The following is an 18,631-nucleotide window of genomic DNA, read 5'->3' on the forward strand; positions in this document are numbered from 1 at the left end:
CATGTGCGGCATCACCGGGTCCATGGTCCTGCACAACGCTCGACCGACGACGGCCGAGGTACTGGAGCGGATGAGCGATACGTTGACGCACCGCGGCCCGGACGCGGCGGGCACCCTGATCCAGGACGGCGTGGCGCTGGCCTGCCGCCGGCTGAGTCTGGTCGACCTCGCCGGCGGCGGGCAGCCGATGTCCAACGAGGACGGCAGCGTCACGATGGTGTGCAACGGCGAGATCTTCAACCACGTCGAGCTGCGTGCCCTGTTGCTCGCCCGGGGCCACCGATTCGGGTCGTCCTGCGACGTCGAGGTGATCCTGCACCTCTACGAGGACGAGGGGCCCGAGCTGTTGGCCCGACTCAACGGCCAGTTCGCGTTCGCGATCCACGACCGGCGCAGGCGACAGCTCTTCCTCGCGCGCGACCACGCCGGGATCGCTCCCCTGTACTACACGGACACCGGCGGGCACTTCGTCTTCGGATCGGAGATCAAGTCGATCCTGGAACACCCCGGCGTACCGCGCGACGTGGACCTCACCGGTCTGGACCAGGTCCTCACCTTCCCCGGGCTGGTGAGTCCGCGCACCATGTTCCGCGGCATCGAGAGCGTGCGCAACGGCCACTACCTGATCGTGCGGGACGGTGTCGTCACCGATCGGTGCTACTGGGCCCTGGACTACCCCCGCGACGACGTCGCGCACCGGCCCGACGAGTTCTACCCGGAACACCTGCGTGAACTGCTCACCCGGGCCGTTCGGCTCCGGATGCGAGCCGACGTCGAGGTCGGTTTCTATCTCAGCGGCGGCCTCGACTCCTCGCTGATCGGCGCGCTGGCGTCGCAATCGGGACCCCCCGCCCACTCCTTCTCCATCACCTTCCCCGACGCGGCCATCGACGAGTCCGGGTATCAGCGCCTGATGGCGACCAAGGTGGGGTCCGTGCACCACGAGGCGGTCTTCACGGAGCAGGACACCGTCGCCGAACTCCAGCGCATGGTGCGCCATGCCGAGTGCCCGGTGAAGGAGACCTACAACACCTGCTCGCTGGTCCTGTCGGCGCTCGCGCGAGAACACGGCGTCAAGGCGATCCTGACCGGCGAGGGGGCCGACGAACTCTTCGGCGGGTATCCCGGGTACCGGTTCGACGCGGGCGGGCGCGGCCCGGTGGTGTCGGGCGATCCGCTGGAGGACGCCTTCGAGGACGACCTTCGCGCCCGGCTGTGGGGCGACCCGGAGCTCTTCTACGAGCGCCGGTACCACGCGTGGCGGGACGCGAAGCTCGAGCTCTACTCCGAGCAGGCCCGGGCCGCCTTCGAGGAGTTCGACTGTCTGCACCACCCGGTCGTCGACCACGAGCGCCTGGTGGGCAGGCCGCGGCTCAGTCAGCGCTCCTATCTGGACTTCACCCTGCGGCTGTCGGACCACCTGTTGACCGACCACGGGGACCGGATGGCCCTGGCCAATTCCGTGGAGGCCCGCTACCCGTTCCTCGACCGCGCCGTGCTCGATTTCGCCACGCGGATTCCCAACCGGCTCAAGGTGGGCACGCGGGGCGAGAAGCTCGTGCTGAAACAGGCCGCAGAGGGACTGGTCCCGCCGGAGATCATCCGCCGGGAGAAGTACGGGTTCCGCGCGCCCGCGAGCCCTCGGCTGCTCCGGCGCAACGTCGAATGGGTCGACGACCTGCTGTCCCCGGCGCGCATCGCCCGTCAGGGCTACTTCGATCCGGCGGTCGTGGAGCAGTTGCGCTCGCGCAGCCTGGACGCGGGCTTCGACCTGCATCCGCACCTGGACGACGATCTGTTGCTGGTCGTCCTGACGTTCGGAATTCTGCTGGACACCTTCAACCTTCCCGGTCACGTGTGAACGCGGGTCGAGCAAAGGAAACCGCAATGGCGTTCGAACCGATCCAGTCGCTTGTCGCCCGCGCGATCGACCGCTTCCCCGACCGAGTCGCCGTACAGACCGCGCACGGCTCGCTGCGCTATCGCGAACTGGACCAACGCGTCGACGCCGTCGCGGCCGAGCTGTATCGGTGCGGAGCACGCGGCGCCTCCGTCGTCGCGGTCCTCGCCGGCGACCGGGCCGAGCTGACCGCGGCCCTGCTCGCCGTCCTGCGGCTGGGCGGTGTGGTGGTCCCCCTCGACGTGGGCACCCGGCCGGATCGGCTGGGCTGGATGCTGCGCGAGGCGGACCCCGATCTCCTGGTCGTCGGCGCCGACGACGGCGACCTCGCGGAGGACGTGCGCGACACGTGCGACCGGGCCACCCTGGTCGATCTCGGCACGGTCAAGGACCGACCCGGGGACGACTACCCGCCCCACGTGCCGGCCCCGGACGATCCCTGCTACCTGTTCTTCACCTCCGGCTCCACCGGCCGGCCCAAGGGGATCCTCGGCCGGCTGAGCGCGGTGGACCACTACATCCGCTGGGAGGCGGAGCTGCTCGGCGCCGGTCCCCAATGGCGGGTGGGCCAGCTGATCTCGCCCGCGTTCGACGCCGTGCTGCGCGACCTGCTCCTGCCGTTGAGCGTGGGCGCGACGGTATGCGTGCCGGCCGAGGACGTCCGGCTCGACCCGGTCGCCCTGTGCCGGTGGCTGGACCGGGAACGGATCGATCTGATCCACTGCGTGCCCTCGGTCTTTCGCGCCCTGGCGGGCGCGATCGACACGGTCCGGCCGGGGTTCGAGGCGCTGAAGTGCGTGGCCCTGTCCGGCGAGCGCGTGCTGCCCGCCGACGCCGCCGGCTGGTTCGACCGCTTCGGCGAGCGGATCCGGCTGCTGAACCTCTACGGGCCCTCGGAAACCACCATGACGAAGACCTTCCACTTCGTCACCGCCGCCGATGCCCGGGGCAGGTCCGTCCCGATCGGACGCCCGATGCCCGACACCGCCGTCCTGCTGCTCGACGAACGCGGCCGGGAGGTACCACCGGGGCGGGTCGGCGAGGTTCACCTGCGTACGGCCTACCGCAGCCTCGGGTACCACCGCAGGCCGCAGGAGACCGAACGCGCCTTCATCGCCGACCCCACCCGGCCCGGCGACGACGAAGTCGTCTACCGGACCGGGGACTTCGCCCGCCTGCTGCCCGACGGCACGCTCGACTTCCTCGGCCGCCGGGACCGACAGGTCAAGGTCGGCGGCGTGCGGGTGGAGCTGGACGGGGTGGAGCAGCTCCTGCGCGAGGACCCGTCGGTCGCCGAGGCGGCCGTCGTGTCGGTCGAGCCGGACGACGCCCCGCCATACCTGTGCGCGTTCGTCGAGACCGGCACCGGGACGGACTCCGAGGAACTTCGCGCTCGGCTGAGCGAGCATCTGCGCGCGCACCTGCCGGACGGCGCGATCCCGGCGGTGATCGTGCCGCTGGAGCTCATCCCGCGCACCATCAGCGGCAAGATCGACCGCAAGGCGCTCACCGTGCCCGTGCGGTCCCCCGCCCGACCCGACGCGGACGCCGTCGCACCGCGCACCGCCACCGAACGCACGATCGCCGGGATCTGGGCGCGTACGCTGCCGGCCCCGGTCGACGACGTGCACACCCGGTTCTTCGACGTGGGCACCTCGCTGGCCGTGATCTCGGTACTGGCGCGGCTGACCGAGGAGTTCGGGGTGTCCGTCCCGCTGGCGGACTTCCTGGCGAACCAGACGATCGAGGGCCTGTCGAACCTGGTCGAGCGCTTGCTGCTCGCCGACGACGACGACGCCGACGACCTCTTCGGGAGCTGACATGACCGACCAGCCGCTGGACGCCGAGCAGATCGAGTCCGTCGAACGCCGGGTGCGGACGGCCGTGTTGGACCAGGACGGCGTCCTCGACTGCGCCGTCGTGTTCAACGAGGCCGACCCCGCGGCAGCGGGCGCCCGCGCCTGTGTCCGGTGCGGGATCAGCGCCGCGTACCCGGGACTGCGCTTCGACCCGGACGGCGTCTGTTCGCTGTGCGCGCGCTACGCCGCCCATCGATCGGCGATGCACGCCTACTTCCGTGACCCGCGGGAGCTGGCGCCGCGGCTGCGCGAGGCCGCGCGAGGGCGCGGATCGCACTACGACTGCCTGCTGCTGTTCAGTGGCGGCAAGGACAGCACATATGTGCTCTACCAGCTCGTGGGACTGGGTCTGCGGGTGATGACCTTCACCTTCGACAACGGGTTCATCTCGCGGACCGCGCTGCGCAACGTCGAGACCGTCACCGCCGAACTGGGCATCGAACACGTCACCGCCACCCACGCCGACCAGAAGCGGATCTTCCTGAACTCGCTCCAGGAGCACAAGAGCGTGTGCAACGGGTGCTTCCGCTCCCTCCTGGACCTGAGCACCGAACTCGCGCACCGGCGCGACATCCCCACGGTGGTCACCGGGCTCTCCCGCGGCCAGATCATGGACGAGCGGCTGTCCTGGTTCCACGAGCAGGGCATCTTCGACGTGGCCGAGATCGAGGAGAAGCTGCGGCTGGGCCGGGAGGTGTACCACCGGGCCGCGGGCACGGTCGACGCCGCCGCGGTGAACGCGGTCCAGGTCGTCGACTACTTCCGCTACTCGGCGGTGACGAAGGAGGACGTGCGAGCCTTCCTGCGCGAGCGCTCGTCGTTCTGGGCGCAGCCCACCGATACGGGGTTCTGCAGCTCGAACTGCATGATCAACGATGTGGGCACCTACGTTCACGCCGCGGAGCGCGGTTTCCACAACTACGAGGCGCCGACCCGCTGGGAGGTACGGCTCGGGCATCTGGACGTCGCCGAGGCGGACGCGGAGCTGCGGGCCCCGGTGGAGACCGCGCAGGTGAAACGGATGCTGGCCAGGATCGGCTATCCGGACCCGGCCGACGCCGACCGGACGGGCGCCCGGCTGGCGGTCTACTACGTCGCCGACCGAAGCGCGTCGGGCGACCGGCTCGCGGCCGCGGTGGCCGATGCCCTGCCGCCCGCACTGGTACCGGCGCAGTGGGTGCAGGTGGCGGAGATCCCCAGGGTCGCGGGCGCCGTGGATCAGTGGGCTCTGCGCGGGATGCACCGCCCGAAGGCCCCGGGCTCGCGGGGCGGGGGCGTCACCGCGGACGCGGATTCCGATCGCTCGGTCGCGGTCCGTCCGGTACAGCGTCGGATTCTCGATCGGGATCCGGTCCGGGCGGCGCACCGGGCCCGAGCCCTGTTCCTGACCTCGGAGTCTGGTTTCCCGGTCGCCGACCTGAAGCGGGTGTGGCTGCAACTGCTGCTGCACCACGAGGCGTTGCGGCTGCGGTTCGGCCACGGGGATCAGGGCTGGCGGCAGTCCCGGGGCGGCCTCGGCGGTGCGGTCCACGTCTCGCGGGTGGACCTCACCGGCCAGGACCCGGGCGCGCAGGGGCAGGTGCTGCGTCGGCTCACCGACCGGATGCGGGCCCGGCTGCACGTCGATCGGGGTCCGCTGCTGCGGGCCGCGGTGGTCGACCGGGGCACCCGGTCGGCGGGTCTGTTGGTCGTGGTGCACGAACTGGCTGCGGATGTCGAGTCCTGGCGGGTGCTGTTGGCGGACCTGGCCCTGGGGCTGGGACAGCTCCAGGCGGGCTCGGACGTCCGGTTGCCGCCTGCCGCGTCGTTCCTGGACCACCCGGCCGAGCCCGCCGGCGTCGAGGACGAGGCGGGCCCGGAGGTCGCCGGGGCCGGCTGTGTCCTCCCGGGTTCGCCCGCACCCGAGCCGATCGCCGAGGAGCCGCTCGAAGCGCGCTGCCCGGTGCGCGCGGCGACGGCCCGCGACGTCGCCGCTGCGATCGCGCACGTGCTGGTCGAGGAGTTCGGCGGCGGGCGACTGGTCGCGGACGTCCTCGACCACACCACGCGCAGGCCCGCGGCACGGGTGATCGGACCGCTGGCCGAAGCGGACCGCTGGGTGGTGACCCCGCTCGCGCGGGGAGCGAGCGTCGTACGGGTCGCGAGAGCGGCCGAGCCGGCCCCGGTGCGCTACGAACACTTCGGCGATCCGGCCGCCGCGCTGCTTCCGTCGGGGGTGGCCTGGACGCTGCGCGACACGGTGTGGCGGGACTTCGCCGGGCCGGGGCACCCGGGCGACACCGATACGACGATCACCGGTGTCGTCGACGCCGGCGAGCTCGTGCTCACCTGGTGGTGTCCCGCCTCCGTGGGCACGCGGCTGGCGGCGGCCCACATCCCCGAGCGCGTCGCGCGGCGGCTGATCGGGGAGCAGGCCGGCTGAGGTGGCGCGCTCACGCACCCTCGGTGTGCTCGGTGGGATGGGACCGGCGGCGACGGCGGAGTTCCTGCGGCTGCTGGCCGTGCGCGTCGCGGCCGGCAGCGACCAGGAGCACCCCCGGATCCTGATGCTGTCCGAGCCGGGCATCCCGGACCGGACCGCCGCGCTGCTCAGGGGCGACGACGCACCGCTCCTGCCGATCCGGCAGGCGCTGTTCACCCTTGCCGGCTGGGGCGCGGAGCTGCTCGCGGTGCCCTGCAACACCGCGCACGTCTACATCGATCGATTCCGCAGCCGACTGCCGGTGCCCCTGGTGCACATCGTGGAGGCGAGCGTGCGGGCCGCCGAGGTCGCCAGTCCCGACGGGGCCTGGTTGACGGCGACCGCGGGTACCGTCGCCGGCGGCATCTATCAGCGCTATGCGCAGCACCGGGGATACCGACTCCTGCTCCCCGACGAGGCGCTCCAGCAGCGCATCCACGCCGCCACCGTGCTGGTGAAGGCGAACCGGCTGCCGGCTGCCGGCACGACCCTGGGTTCGGCGGTCCACGAGCTGCTGCGCATTCGGTGCCTGCCGGTGATCAGCGCCTGTACCGAACTCCCGCTCGCCTACGCGCACAGCGGGCTGCCGGCGGAGTTCCAGGTGTCCAGCGTCGACGCCCTCGCGTCGGCCTGCGCGCACGCCCTGTACGCCCACCGCGGACCCGCACCGGGCCTGCTCTCGTCGACGGCCCGACGGGCGGTCGCCGGGTCCGGCTCCGGGTCCACGTCCGATCCCCCCGAAGGAGCACGATGACACTCTCACGCCTGTCGAAGGAACGCCGGCTGCTGCGCGAGACCGTCGCCGACTTCGCCCGCGCCAAGGTGGCTCCGGTGATCGCCGATATCTACCGACGCGAGGAGTTTCCCTACGAACTGGTCGCCGCCATGGGCCGCATGGGCTTGTTCGGACTGCCCTTCGAGGAACGCTACGGCGGCATGGGCGGGGATGTGTTCACCCTGTGTCTGGCCATCGAGGAACTGGCCAGAGTGGACTGCTCGGTGGCCGTCGCACTGTCCGCGGGCGTGACGCTCGGCGCGATCCCCATCCATCGGTTCGGCACCGCGGCACAGAAGGAACGCTGGCTCCCCGCCCTGTGCACCGGCGAGCGGATCGCCGGCTTCGGGCTCACCGAGCCCGGCGGCGGGACCGACACGGCGGCGGCCCGCACCAAGGCGGAACTCGACGGTGACGAATGGGTGATCAACGGCAGCAAGGCGTTCATCACCAACTCCGGTACCGACGTCACCAGCCTGGTCACGGTGACGGCGGTGACCGGTACCCGCGCCGACGGCGCCAAGGAGATCTCCGCGCTCGTCGTGCCGTCGGGCACCCCGGGCTTCACGGTGGCACCGTCGTACTCCAAGGTGGGCTGGTGCGCCTCGGACACCCACGAACTCGGTTTCGCCGACTGCCGGGTGCCGGCCGAGCACCTGCTCGGCGAACGCGGCCTGGGCATCGCGCAGTTCATGTCGGTGCTGGACGAGAGCAGGATCGCGATCTCGGCCGTCGGAGCGGGGATGGCCCAGGGCTGCGTGGACGAGTGTGTGCGCCATGCCAAGGAGCGGACGGCGTTCGGGCAGCGCATCGGCGCGTACCAGTCGATCCAGTTCAAGATCGCCGACATGGAGACGCGCGCCCACACCGCACGCCTGGCCTACTACTCGGCTGCGGCCTCGATGCTGCGCGGCGAATCCTTCTCGAAGGAGGCGGCGATGGCCAAGCTGGTCTCCTCCAGGGCGGCGATGGACAACGCCAGGGACGCGACCCAGATCTTCGGTGGCTCCGGAGTGATGAACGACAGCCCCGTGGGCCGCTTCTACCGCGACGCCAAGATCCTGGAAATCGGCGAAGGCACCACCGAGGTACAACAGATGATGATCGCCAGGCACCTTGGCTTGTCCTGACCCCACCGCCGGGCAGCGCCGCGACGCGTCATCTCCGGGTTCGCCGACCTCCCGAGTTCGGGAAGGGCCGACACCATTGCCGGCCGGTCATCGGATCCGGACGCGCGCGGCCCGACCCCGGGAGTCCGAGGCTGCGCCGACCGCCCGGAACGTCGCGGCCGGCCACGCTCGGTCCGACCGCGACCCTTCTCGGGTGGGGTGAGTGGGTTATCCCAGTCCGCGGTCGAGGGCGGCGGCGAGTTCGCCGTCCTCGGTATCGCCGCTCAGCTCCCGGAAGAAGGCGCCGCCCGGCTGCTGTTCCCTGCCAGGCACGGGCCGTAGGGTGTGCCGATGACCGAGCCCCCGACGTGGATCGACATGCGTCCCATGCCGTTGCCCACCATGCCGCGTCAGGTGCGGATCGCCGGGTGGTGGCTGTTCGCCATGGCCGCGATCGCTTTCGCCGTCGGCGTGTTCGTCTTCGTGAACGCCGAGGGCGAGAGCCACGCGTACCGTGCGGGACGACTGATGGGCGACATGCTTGCCGCCCTCGTGGGTGCGCTGCTCGCCCTCCGATTCGCGCGCGGCACCGGAAGGACACGCGTGGCCGCGATCGTCTGCGCGGCATTGACGCTCCTCTCCGCGGTCAGGATGGCGACCGAGGGCGAATCCGTCGGCCTGGTCCAGATCGCGGGCGCCATCGTGGTCGCCACCCAACTCACCCGCACCCCCGCCAAGGAGTGGTTCGATCGGCCGGCGCCCCGGCGGGAATGACGAGCCTCGGATCGGCCACCGGGACCGCGCAGCGGGCGCCCGGCGTCGTCTCCTGCGCAGCCGGGCCGACGCCGACCGGACCCCGGGACGGTCTACAGGTCGACGAAGGAGTAGAGGCGCTTGTCTTCACGATGCCGACCCGACTGCGTGCATGGTGCAATCGAGTAGGGCTCCGGGTTTTCCGAAGCACCGCCGCTCCGCCGACCGGATCGGCTGCAGCGTCACGGGTTTTCTCGTCGTTCCACAGCGCGGCCGATGAGTTTGTGGCTCCCGGTCGGTCCAAGCTCGTGACATCCGAGGAAAGGACACCGCCATGTCGGAGCTTCTCGTCGACTTCATCACCTCCCTCGACGGCCACGCGTCGGCACAGGGATGGCCCGGGTTCTGGGGCCTCGAGGGCCCGGAGTACCTCGCATGGCTCGGCGAGCAGCCCGAGGCCACCCACCTGATGGGAGCGAACACCTACCGCCTGATGTCGGGCTTCGCCGCCGGCGAGGTCCCGAAAGGCCAAGACGAGTTCAGGGCCGAGGAAGAGGCGTCCGTCGACGAGCTCACGCAAGCGTCCAAGGTGGTGTTCTCCTCCTCGCTCGAGGAGCCGCTGACGTGGGCCAACTCCACGCTCGTCCGCGACGACGCCGTCGAGGCGGTTCGCGCCATGAAGTCGAGTGGCTCGGGGCTCCTCGGCACGATCGGCAGCCTCAGCCTGTGCCGGTCCCTGCTGCGAGCCGGACTCGTCGACCGCTTCCGGGTCGTGATGTTCCCGGTGATCACCGGGGCCACGGGCGAAGAACGCATCTACGACGGCTATCCGGACGTCGCCCTCGAGATGATCGAGCACCGCACCTTCGACGGCCGCATCCAACTGGTCGAGTACAAACCCCGCGTGCTCGAACACCCGCCGCTCGGCGTCCCCGCGTGACGTCGCCCGTCCGCCGGTCCGGACGGCACATGGGTGGGGCCGGGGGTGGGGCGCCTGGTTCAGTCGTCACTGGTGCCGGTGTCGTCCGGGGCGTCCATCTGGCCGCGCTCAGCGCGCCGGTCCTGTTCGCGGTCTGGTCCTTCACCAGACGGGTCCACATGCTCACCGCTCCCTTGGGCCACCTCACTCGCTCCTACATCGTCTCCCGCAGCCGGGACGCCCAGTTGGCCTCGCACGCTCCCCGACGAGGATGGGAGCACACTCGAATGAACCACCAGCCGGTGTCGCTTGCGGAGGGACTCCTAACGCCCGTCGGGCACGACCCGCCACGTGGGCCCCTCCGGATGGGGTTGTGCGCCATCGGAATCGCGGCCTCACGGGCGAAGGATCCCTCACTCGGCAGGCGGTCCCCACCCGGGAAGGACACGTTACGGCAGCGCCGTTCGAACCGGAACGTATTCGATCGCCCGGCGCCGCACGCTCTCCGCCCTGTTGTGCCCCGGGCTTGCGGTAGGGAAGAGCCGCGGCGCTGGGGTTCCCACTGTCCGCAGGGTTCGGCAGACCGGCCGGCTCGAACGGCCGCGCGTCCGGCACCGGACCAGTGCAGGGGTCACGCGGACGACGGTAGGGCCGGGGCCGCGGAACGTCGCCGGGTTGTCCGTTGCGACAACGGCGATCAGCGACCGTTCGCGATCAGTCGGGCCGCCACGGCTCGGCCGTGGGCGAGCGGGTCCGTTTCCCACCCGCGCAACAGGCCGGCCATTGCGCCGTCGTACACGAGCAGTACATCCGCGGCCAGGGCGGTGGGGGCCGGGCCGCCGACCGCGTTCGCGAGCAGGGTCAGCCTGGTGCGGAGCAGCGCCGACTCTGCGGCGAGTACGGCATGGGCCGGGTGCTCCGGTGACGGGAGTTCGGTGGCCGTCGCGAGGAAGGCGCAGCCGCGTGCGGGGACGTGGCGGTTTCGGTAGGTGGCGACGGCGTCGAAGAGTGCCAGCAGCTTGCCGGTGGGGGTCTGCGCGGCGTTCACGGCCTCCTGCCAGATCCGGTCCCAGCGGTCCAGGCGGCGTTGCAGTGCGGCGGCGATCAGACCGTCCTTGCCGCCAAAGTGTGCGTAGAGCGTGCCGGGCGAGACGTGCGCCTGCTCCAGGACTCGGTCGACGCTCGTTCGAGCGATGCCGTCGCGGTAGAAGAGTTCGTCGGCGGCGTCGAGCAGTCGGGTTCTGGGGGGCGCGTCGGGTTTCGGTGCGGGATCGAAGGCGGGGTCGGGCCGGGAGTCCTGTGCCATGCCTGTACCATAACGCTCGTTACACTGAAACGATCGTTACGGTGGCAGGGCGTCGATGTCGGGTCGGGTCGTCGCACCGGCCGAGGGGTGGATATGGCCGGCACCTCGGGAGCGGAAACAGGCGCGGGAGCAGGAGCAGGGTCGGGATCGGGAACGAGGAGGTCGGGGTCGGTGTCCGCTCGGCCGGGTCCGTTCGTCGGCGCCGTGTTGGTGCTCGTCAGCTGTCTGGGCGTGCAGACCTCGGCCGCGCTGTCGTCGGGGCTCTTCGGCGCGTTGAGCGTGCCGGCCGTGGCGGGACTGCGTCAGGCGACCGCCGCGCTCGTCCTGTGCGTGCTGGTGCGGCCGAGGGTGCGGCGGCGTGGTCGGGGCGAATGGGCGGGGATCCTCGCGTACGGATCGGCGATGGCCGGCATGAATGTGGCGTTCTACGGTGCGGTGGACCGGCTGCCGCTCGGCGTCGCGGCCGCCTTGTTGTTCCTGGGGCCGTTCGCGGTCGCGGTCGCGTCGGTCCGGACTCGGCGTGACGCGTTGTTTCCCCTGGTCGGCCTGGTGGGCGTCGTGCTGGTCACTCGGCCCGGCGGGGGTGTCGAGTGGCTCGGGATCGGTTTCGGGCTGCTCTCGGCACTCGCGTTGGCGCTCTACACCGTGTTCGCGCAGCGAGTCGGCCGGGCCGACACGGGATTGCACGGTCTCGGCCTGTCCGTGGCGGTTTCGGCGGTGTTGTTGTTGCCCTTCTCCGGGCCCGCTGTGCCGCGCGTGGAGGCAGGCCAGTGGGCCCTGGTCGGCCTGTCCGGCGTCCTCGGAGTGGCTCTGGCCTTCACTCTCGACTTCACCGCCGTCAGACTCGCCGGCGCCACGGTGGTGGCAGTCCTGTTCGCCCTCGATCCTGTGGCGGGGACCCCGGTGGGCGTCATAGCCCTCGGCGAGGGCCTGCCCCCGTCCGCGCTCGCCGGTATCACGTTGATCGTCGCGTCCGGTGCGGCGGTCACCTGGCGCGCGGGGACAGCGCCGTCGGCCGACGGGAACACTTGACGACGCCCTCTACAACCAACCGCGTCCCGGGTCGCCGCCAGGGCCCTCTCGCCGTGGCCGACGATCGCCACCGGCGCCGACCAGCGCGCGCCCCGCAGATCCAGGTCCTCCAAGAGGCGGCGGCGATCGGCGTAGCGCGCGGTCGGCGACCAGGTCGCGGTCGTCCAGGAACGCAGGGCCTGGCCGGCAACGAGGACCCATGTTCGTGGGCTGCCAGAAGTGCGGCCTGGACGGCGTTCCGGGCATCGCCCATGGTGCGCTCGTAGTGGCCGAGTTTGTCGGCGGGTTCGGCGTCGGCAATGCGGAATCCGAGGCGTTCCTCGCGCGTGACGACGCCGCTGGGTTCGTGGACCGTGACGGCGGGTGCGGCGGTTGTGGGGATCTCGTCGCCGTGGTCGTCGGCGGCCTGGCCGGCGCGTAGGCGGTCCAGCCTGCGCCGGCGGAGTTCGGCGCGGATGAGGGCGGGTTCGTCGTCGTCGCCGAAGCCGGCGGAGACGTCCTCGCGGGCGGCGCTCAGGCGGCGAGTTCCTTGGCGAGTTCACGCATGACGACGGCGTGTTCGCAGGTGGGCGCGTAGTCGAGGAGGGCGGCCTCCTTGGGTTCCTTCACGGTCGGGGCCGACCCTTGTCGGTTGCCCACCCGCCCGGGTTCGTGCCCCCGACCCGCTGTGGAGCCGGTACACGGAACGAATGCGGTGGCTCCGGACGGACACCCGGATCGGCCGACGGGACCCCGGAGCACGCCGCATGCACCGCTCGTGTCGCGCGGCAGGCCGCCGATCGGGTGGCCCGGCCCGGCAATCGGGGCGGAGCACGGGCCGGTTCGGCGCCGAGGGACACATCGGCCGCCACACTGGCCGTGGGACCGTCACCGACCGAGCGGAGAACCGTGATGACCACCACCGACGCCACACCGACCGATCCGGCGCGCACCCCGCCCCGGGCGGTCCGGGCCGCCGCCGACGGGGACGCGAAGACGATCTCCGCCGCCCTCACCGCGGGTCGGTGAAACTCCGAGGATCGCCGTCCGTGCGTCCCAGGCCCCGTCTCGGGGGCACCCGCCGGTCGTTGCGAGCCGGGCGCCGCCGCGGGCCGCAGGAGAGGTGGTGTCGTGCCGGGACGGTTGAGCCGCGAGGAGCGTGAGCGATTCCTGGCCGAGCCGCACGTCGCGACGCTGTCCGTGGAGGCGGGCGATCGGGGGCCGTTGGGTGTGCCGGTCTGGTACTGGTACGAACCCGGCGGAACGGTACGGGTGTTGATGAGCCCGCGCTCGCGCAAGGCCGGACTGATTCGCGCGGCGGGTCGCTTTTCCCTGCTGGTGCAACGCATGGAACCCACCCCCCGCTACGTCGGCGTCGAAGGCCCCGTCACCCACAGCGCAACCGCGGATCCGGAACACTTCCGCGACCTCGCGTCCCGCTATCTGCCCCCGGAACTCGTCGACGCCTGTGTGCGCATGAGCTACGCACACGATCCCGGGCCGCGCGTCGTCTTCCACCTGACACCCAGACGCTGGGTGGGCGCCGACCTCGGCGGGATCCCACAGATCTCGGAAGACGACGCGGACAGTGGCCCCGCGTCGAGACCGACCCGCCCCAAGTACCCGGACCATGCGGCCGACGGGTGAGGCCCCAAGCGCCGCAACGCCCGTCGAATATCGCGTCGGACAACCCCCTTCTCCTCCCGCCCGGACTCCCGGTTCGCGGGGGGGCGTCCGGCCGTGTGGCAGCCGGGCACCCCCGTTCGGGCGCACCCGCGTCTCGTTCGGGGAACCTTGCACACCCGGGGCCGGATGGTGCACCGCGGGCGGGTGTCGTCCCGATCGCCGGTCCCACATCCACCGCGCGGCGGGAGGAGGGCGCCGTCACGTGGACGGCTTACCGCATTTGCGGTCGTCCCCTGCTTCTCTTGGCGCGGCCTGCTCCGACGACAAGAAGGACGACACAGGCGCCAAGTCGTCGAGCGGTGGCGGCACCTCCGTCGGGACCGGCGCGGCGTCGGGCACGGGCGGCACGCCGGAGCATCCGGGACGCCAGGCGATTCCGGCGGATCTGGGGCTACGGGTGCCGCAGGGCAGACGGGGTCTCCCGGTTCGCCCCGACCTGGCGGTTCGAAGTCCTTCAAGGCCGGGCCGGGGACAGCACCGGTCCGGTGCTGACCTCTACGGTCGCCAAGAGCCAGGAGGCGGACCTCGGCGACGACTACGTCACATTCGTCGTCTCTTCCGACCTCGGCTTCACCGTCCGACCGACGGCTGCCCCCACCGGCGCAGTGATCGTGCGAGGCATGGCCCTGGGCAGTGACAAGGCGATACCCGAAGCGGCGGTCAAGGCCCAGGTAGACAAGGCAAGGGCGGCTCAGCGGCGCTGCCCCGCTCACACGGCGGTCGACGCCGGTCGATGGGCTTCATGGGGCGGTCATGGCGGCGGCGCTTTCAAGGAGTTCGTGCGTCGTGCCGGGGAAGTCCGGCAGCAACTTCACCGCGGCGACCCACGCGTCGGTGTGTTCGCCGAGGTGGCGGGCGGTCGGCTCGGTGAGTGCGGCGGACGCTTCCGCGCACAGGACTGGTCCGCCGGTCAGGAGCGTGGCCAGGGCGTACACGGCGGGGGCGCCATGGGCGACGTAGTCTGCGGCCGGCAGGCGGCCGGCTCTGAGGGCGTCGAGCACGCGGGGTGCGGACGCCGAGGAGGTGCGCATCAGTTCGTCCAGCCCTGCCCGGTCGGCGGGGTCCGCAGGCTCGGCACGGCCGGACGTCGGCTTGCGGTCGCGCCGATCCACGGGGAGCAACTGCGGTGGACAACCGGGTTCCCGAGCGAAGAGAAACGCGAAGTGCCGTCGGGCGGACGGGGGAAGCCCTTCGGACAGGATGTCCCAGTCGAGTTCGTCGTCGCGGGGAGCGATCAGGAGCGAGTGCGCGTCTGTACTGGAGAGGTCCGCGTTCGCCAGTTGGTCCGCCAGGTACTCGGTGCTGCCCAGCCGGGCGAGCGCGTGGGCGAGGCACCCTGGATCGGTGGGGTTCTCGAACGCCGAGTGCACTTCGGGCGGGACGTTTTCGCGCGGCGGCCGCAGTTGCAGGTCCGGGCGGATGCCCGCGATGTCGCGTACCGCATCCGGGCCGGACAGCCGCAACAACTGCTGGTAGCCGCGGAGTATCGCCGCGAGCGCGCCTGGCGACCGGGTGTACGGCGCCAAGTACGTCAGTGCGGCCACGACTGTCCCGCGGTCGTCGGACTCGACCAACGGGTAGAGCCGGTACTCGATTCGCCCGCCCTGCCAACCGGCGAGCTCCTGCGGGCCGGGGAGCAGACTTGCGGGCGGCAGCATCGTCCGTACGCGGCGCTGGAGGCCGCGCGTCGTGGAATGGGACCGGTAGACGGCTGCCGTGAGTTCGGGATCGCCTTGGTCGAGGAACCGCTCGCGGATGCCCGTGCCGACCGAGGGATTGGCAACGATCGCCAGGTGTTGCCGGTGCGTCCCGTGCGCGACGACGCGGGCGACGAACGGGGCCGTGAGCGGTGACCGGCTGAGCAGCGTGTCCATGGCGTCCGAGGCGAGCCGGGACAGGACGTCCGCCGCGACGGCCGGTGACAGCCGCTCGAGCAGGAGGACCGCACCCGGAGGGATCACACACGCAACGCAAGCAGACCACGCGTCGACCTGTCCAGCTCAGCCCAGCCCCGCCCGGTCCAGCCTCCCCGATCAGCCCACGGAGGCCCGCGGGGTGGTGACGGCCGCGGCGCTCGCCAGGAGTTCGAGCGTCGTGCCGGCGAAGCCGGGCAGCCGCCGCAGGCTGCGCGGGTCTTTGGAACGCGGCTCGGGCGGGCAGCCAGGCTCCCGAGCGAGCACCGCCGCGTAGTTGTGCCGCGTGGTCGAACCTCGCCGGCTCGTTGAACAACCTGTCGGTCGATTACGGGGTGTTGGGTCGCCGGGACGAAGGCCTGGCCGCAATCGAAGAAACCGTCGAGGTCTACCGCCGCCTGGCCGCAGCCGATCCCGCCGCCCACGAACCGGACCTCGCCATGTCGGTGCACAACCTGTCGATCCGACTCGGGGAAGTGGGTCGGCAGGACGAGGGCCTGGCCGCGATCGAAGAAGCCATCGAGGTCTATCGCCCCATGGCCGTGGCGATACCCGAGGTGTTCGCCGGGCGTCTGCGGACCGCACAGGCGACTCGGGCGAGCCTGCTCGACGGGCTCGGGCGATCCGAGGAAGCCCGGGAAATCCGCCGTCGTCTCGCCGACGAACCCACCGGGGATTGACGACGTCCGGCCCCGTCCACCCCTGTCTCGAGGACGGCGGCTCCGACCGCGAACAGCACCCTGTGCCCCGGGTGGTGACGTTTCCCGGCCGTTGGACGACCTGCCCGCGCACGTGGGCGTGCCACTCCCGCAGGACCCGACTCGCGACCGGGTCGAGACGGAGCCCATCGATCCCCGACGCATCCCACCGACCACGGTGCACATCCCCCATCCGACGTGCGCGGTCACAGTAGGGGTGTGTCAGCCCCCGACGTGGACCAGCGCCGGGCCGTTCCTGCGAGCCCGCTACCGGGCCGGGGTGTCGAACGCCGTGGTCCTGTTGCATCACGCTCCGCCCGCCGTGCGCGACCTGGCGACCTCCGTCGGCGCCGCCGCCGTGTTGTTTCCGTGACGGGAGTCCACGCCCGGGTGGAGGCCTGTTCACACGGGACAACGGCGAGTAACTCGATCCGGGGTTGGTTTCGGACACGTTCAAGCGTCCGGTCGAAGCCCCCGGGTCGTCGCCGGTGCGGCTGCACGACCTTCGCCGGCTCGAACAGGGCGCCCACGACGAACTCTCGACCGCCGAAGGCACCTGCGCGCGGCCGTACGCCTCCCAGGTCGTCGCCCGGCCGGTGGGGGTCCAGTCGCGCCCGCGCGGTGAACGTCTCGGCGCCCGGGCCGGTCGCGCCCCGGCCCGGGCGCTGGGCATCGAGATCGTCACGCCGGTCACGTGGAAATGCTCCCGGCTGCTGCGCCTTGATCCTCGACAAGTCGGACCACCGCAGCTCAGGGCGCACTTCTGCGTTTCGGTATCAAGATCCGGACCTACTCGGTGAGACTCGTCGAGTGCCCACGCCCGACCCGCGCCGCTGATCCGCTCGGCCCTGCCGCGCGATCGGCGCGATATCGAAAATCGAATGGTGCGAAAGGAACAGGGCCACTAACGTCCGCATGTGGATCTTGAACCTGGAAAGACCGTGCCCGCTGTTCCCGTTCCCCTCGACCCCGAACTTCGGGTCGCTTACGACGCCTACCTGGCGGAGGAACCGGACTCGGCGCCGATGAGCCTCGAAAAGCTCTCGGTCATCCGCGCGGAGGCCGACGCCGAAGTGGCGGCGCTCGAAGACCTCGGCCACGGCAGGCGCTTCACCATCTCCCAGCCCTCGGCGCCCGGCCTGGACGGCGCTCCCGAGATCCCGCTGCTGGTGTGCACACCCTCCGGCGCGCCCGCATCGCGGCCGGCACTCTACTTCATACACGGCGGCGGCTTCTACGGTGGCGATCACCGCACCGGGCTCGACCAAATACTCGAGACCGCCGAGCGGTTCGGGGCCACGCTGATCTCGGTCGGCTACCGGCTCGCGCCCGAACACCCCTACCCCGCCCAGATCAACGACGCCTACGCGGGTCTGCTGTGGGTCGCCGACCACGCAGACGAGCTCGGCATCGATTCGGAGCGCATCGTCGTCACGGGCTTCAGCGCCGGCGGCGGCCTCGGCGCCGCGCTCGCCTTGACCGTGCGCGACAAGGGCGGTCCCCGCCTCCTCGGCCAGCTGCTGACCGCCCCCCTGCTCGACGACCGCAACGACAGCGCCTCGGCCCTGCAGATGGACGATGTCGAACTCTACGACCGCAGCCGTAACGGATTCGCCTGGAGCTCGCTGCTCGGCGACGCCCAGGGCGGAGCGGACGTGCCGCAGTACGCTGCGCCCGCCCGCGCCACCGACCTGGCCGGCCTGCCGCCCACATTCCTGGACGTCGGCTCCGCCGAGTGTCTGCGCGACGAGATCCTCGCCTACGCCGACCGGATCTGGCAGGCCGGCGGCCAAGCCGAGCTGCACGTGTGGCCCGGCGGAATCCACGGTTTCGACCGGAAAGCCCCCGAGGCGCGGATCAGCAAGGCCGCCGTCGCGGCACGCCACAGCTGGCTGGAGCACCTTCTCGCCACCAACTGACGGTCTCCTCCGGCGATGGGAACATCCCCGAATTCGACCGGCCGACGGCGGATCCGCTCCGCGTCGACCCGCTGAGCCCGGTCACGGGGCAGCGCATCGCGCTGAGCGCCCGGAACCGCGCATACCCCCACGCGCGGGTTGGGGCGCTCCCGGACGACCCGGCCGACGAGGACCGCGACCTGCCCGAGGCGACCGCCGCGCCTGCCGACGAACTCCCGCCGGCGTAGGGCTACGCCCAGACGTGTCCTGGGCCAGGATCAGAACGTAGACGAGTTCACCCAGCACGGCCGCGACCCAGAGGGAGGGGCGACGGAGGCACCCA

14 protein-coding genes and 2 pseudogenes are annotated in these 18,631 nt (G+C 71.5%); 14 read left to right on the forward strand and 2 right to left on the reverse strand.

Going from position 1 to position 18,631, the window contains the following annotated elements:
* Position 1: 1 nt before the first annotated feature.
* The 8 genes and pseudogenes from asnB to ACH4U8_RS41960 all read left to right on the forward strand — a co-directional run.
* Entirely contained in the window at positions 2-1,861 is a 1,860-nt protein-coding gene (asnB, locus tag ACH4U8_RS41925) for an asparagine synthase (glutamine-hydrolyzing) (protein ID WP_360324053.1), read from the forward strand.
* A gap of 26 nt (positions 1,862-1,887) precedes the next feature.
* Positions 1,888-3,720 (forward strand): amino acid adenylation domain-containing protein, encoded by a 1,833-nt coding sequence (locus ACH4U8_RS41930; RefSeq protein WP_395783570.1) that lies wholly within the window; start codon positions 1,888-1,890, stop codon positions 3,718-3,720.
* 1 nt (position 3,721) lies between these two features.
* Positions 3,722-6,181, forward strand: coding sequence for a condensation domain-containing protein (locus tag ACH4U8_RS41935; RefSeq protein WP_395783572.1), 2,460 nt, complete (start codon positions 3,722-3,724; stop codon positions 6,179-6,181).
* Between the two features lies 1 nt (position 6,182).
* Positions 6,183-6,974 (forward strand): aspartate/glutamate racemase family protein, encoded by a 792-nt coding sequence (locus ACH4U8_RS41940; RefSeq protein ID WP_395783574.1) that lies wholly within the window; start codon positions 6,183-6,185, stop codon positions 6,972-6,974.
* Positions 6,971-8,125, forward strand: a complete 1,155-nt coding sequence (locus ACH4U8_RS41945) for an acyl-CoA dehydrogenase family protein (RefSeq protein ID WP_360324823.1) — start codon at positions 6,971-6,973, stop codon at positions 8,123-8,125. Before ACH4U8_RS41940 ends, ACH4U8_RS41945 begins: the two co-directional genes overlap by 4 nt.
* Positions 8,126-8,455: 330 nt before the next feature.
* Entirely contained in the window at positions 8,456-8,878 is a 423-nt protein-coding gene (locus tag ACH4U8_RS41950; RefSeq protein ID WP_395783576.1) for a hypothetical protein, read from the forward strand.
* A 313-nt stretch (positions 8,879-9,191) separates the two neighbouring features.
* Complete coding sequence (locus ACH4U8_RS41955; RefSeq protein WP_395783578.1) at positions 9,192-9,797, forward strand: dihydrofolate reductase family protein; 606 nt, start codon at positions 9,192-9,194, stop codon at positions 9,795-9,797.
* A 29-nt stretch (positions 9,798-9,826) separates the two neighbouring features.
* Positions 9,827-10,000: pseudogene (locus tag ACH4U8_RS41960) on the forward strand (respiratory nitrate reductase subunit gamma); the annotation flags it as partial.
* A gap of 473 nt (positions 10,001-10,473) precedes the next feature.
* Here the strand turns inward: ACH4U8_RS41960 and ACH4U8_RS41965 are convergent.
* Complete coding sequence (locus ACH4U8_RS41965) at positions 10,474-11,082, reverse strand: TetR/AcrR family transcriptional regulator (RefSeq protein WP_360322350.1); 609 nt, start codon at positions 11,080-11,082, stop codon at positions 10,474-10,476.
* A gap of 171 nt (positions 11,083-11,253) precedes the next feature.
* On the opposite strand from ACH4U8_RS41965, the gene ACH4U8_RS41970 reads away from it, so the two are divergent.
* From ACH4U8_RS41970 to ACH4U8_RS41980, 3 genes and pseudogenes are all read left to right on the forward strand, one after another.
* Positions 11,254-12,114, forward strand: coding sequence for an EamA family transporter (locus ACH4U8_RS41970; protein WP_395783580.1), 861 nt, complete (start codon positions 11,254-11,256; stop codon positions 12,112-12,114).
* Between the two features lie 199 nt (positions 12,115-12,313).
* Positions 12,314-12,535: a hypothetical protein gene (locus ACH4U8_RS41975; protein WP_395783582.1), complete on the forward strand. Its 222-nt coding sequence runs from the start codon at positions 12,314-12,316 to the stop codon at positions 12,533-12,535.
* 701 nt (positions 12,536-13,236) lie between these two features.
* A pseudogene (locus ACH4U8_RS41980) lies at positions 13,237-13,647 on the forward strand (pyridoxamine 5'-phosphate oxidase family protein); the annotation flags it as partial.
* Positions 13,648-14,519: 872 nt separating this feature from the next.
* Here the strand turns inward: ACH4U8_RS41980 and ACH4U8_RS41985 are convergent.
* Positions 14,520-15,740, reverse strand: a complete 1,221-nt coding sequence (locus ACH4U8_RS41985; protein WP_395783584.1) for a hypothetical protein — start codon at positions 15,738-15,740, stop codon at positions 14,520-14,522.
* A 260-nt stretch (positions 15,741-16,000) separates the two neighbouring features.
* On the opposite strand from ACH4U8_RS41985, the gene ACH4U8_RS41990 reads away from it, so the two are divergent.
* The 3 genes from ACH4U8_RS41990 (at position 16,001) to ACH4U8_RS42000 (ending at position 18,309) form a co-directional block, all read left to right on the forward strand.
* The gene (locus tag ACH4U8_RS41990; protein ID WP_395783586.1) at positions 16,001-16,372 is read left to right on the forward strand and encodes a tetratricopeptide repeat protein; all 372 of its coding nucleotides are present in this window, start codon (positions 16,001-16,003) and stop codon (positions 16,370-16,372) included.
* 235 nt (positions 16,373-16,607) lie between these two features.
* Positions 16,608-16,763 (forward strand): hypothetical protein, encoded by a 156-nt coding sequence (locus tag ACH4U8_RS41995; protein WP_395783588.1) that lies wholly within the window; start codon positions 16,608-16,610, stop codon positions 16,761-16,763.
* Positions 16,764-17,415: 652 nt separating this feature from the next.
* Positions 17,416-18,309: an alpha/beta hydrolase gene (locus ACH4U8_RS42000; protein WP_395783590.1), complete on the forward strand. Its 894-nt coding sequence runs from the start codon at positions 17,416-17,418 to the stop codon at positions 18,307-18,309.
* Positions 18,310-18,631: the final 322 nt, after the last annotated feature.

This window comes from Embleya sp. NPDC020886 (assembly GCF_044333915.1).
Taxonomy (GTDB): Bacteria; Actinomycetota; Actinomycetes; order Streptomycetales; family Streptomycetaceae; genus Embleya.

Bases quoted from the DNA above. Each gene is read 5' to 3' on its own strand.
- asnB (WP_360324053.1), top strand. From the start codon at position 2: ATGTGCGGCATCACCGGGTCCATGGTCCTGCACAACGCTCGACCGACG.
- ACH4U8_RS41930 (WP_395783570.1), top strand. From the start codon at position 1,888: ATGGCGTTCGAACCGATCCAGTCGCTTGTCGCCCGCGCGATCGACCGC.
- ACH4U8_RS41935 (WP_395783572.1), top strand. From the start codon at position 3,722: ATGACCGACCAGCCGCTGGACGCCGAGCAGATCGAGTCCGTCGAACGC.
- ACH4U8_RS41945 (WP_360324823.1), top strand. From the start codon at position 6,971: ATGACACTCTCACGCCTGTCGAAGGAACGCCGGCTGCTGCGCGAGACC.
- ACH4U8_RS41950 (WP_395783576.1), top strand. From the start codon at position 8,456: ATGACCGAGCCCCCGACGTGGATCGACATGCGTCCCATGCCGTTGCCC.
- ACH4U8_RS41955 (WP_395783578.1), top strand. From the start codon at position 9,192: ATGTCGGAGCTTCTCGTCGACTTCATCACCTCCCTCGACGGCCACGCG.
- ACH4U8_RS41965 (WP_360322350.1), bottom strand. From the start codon at position 11,082: ATGGCACAGGACTCCCGGCCCGACCCCGCCTTCGATCCCGCACCGAAA.
- ACH4U8_RS41975 (WP_395783582.1), top strand. From the start codon at position 12,314: ATGTTCGTGGGCTGCCAGAAGTGCGGCCTGGACGGCGTTCCGGGCATC.
- ACH4U8_RS42000 (WP_395783590.1), top strand. From the start codon at position 17,416: ATGAGCCTCGAAAAGCTCTCGGTCATCCGCGCGGAGGCCGACGCCGAA.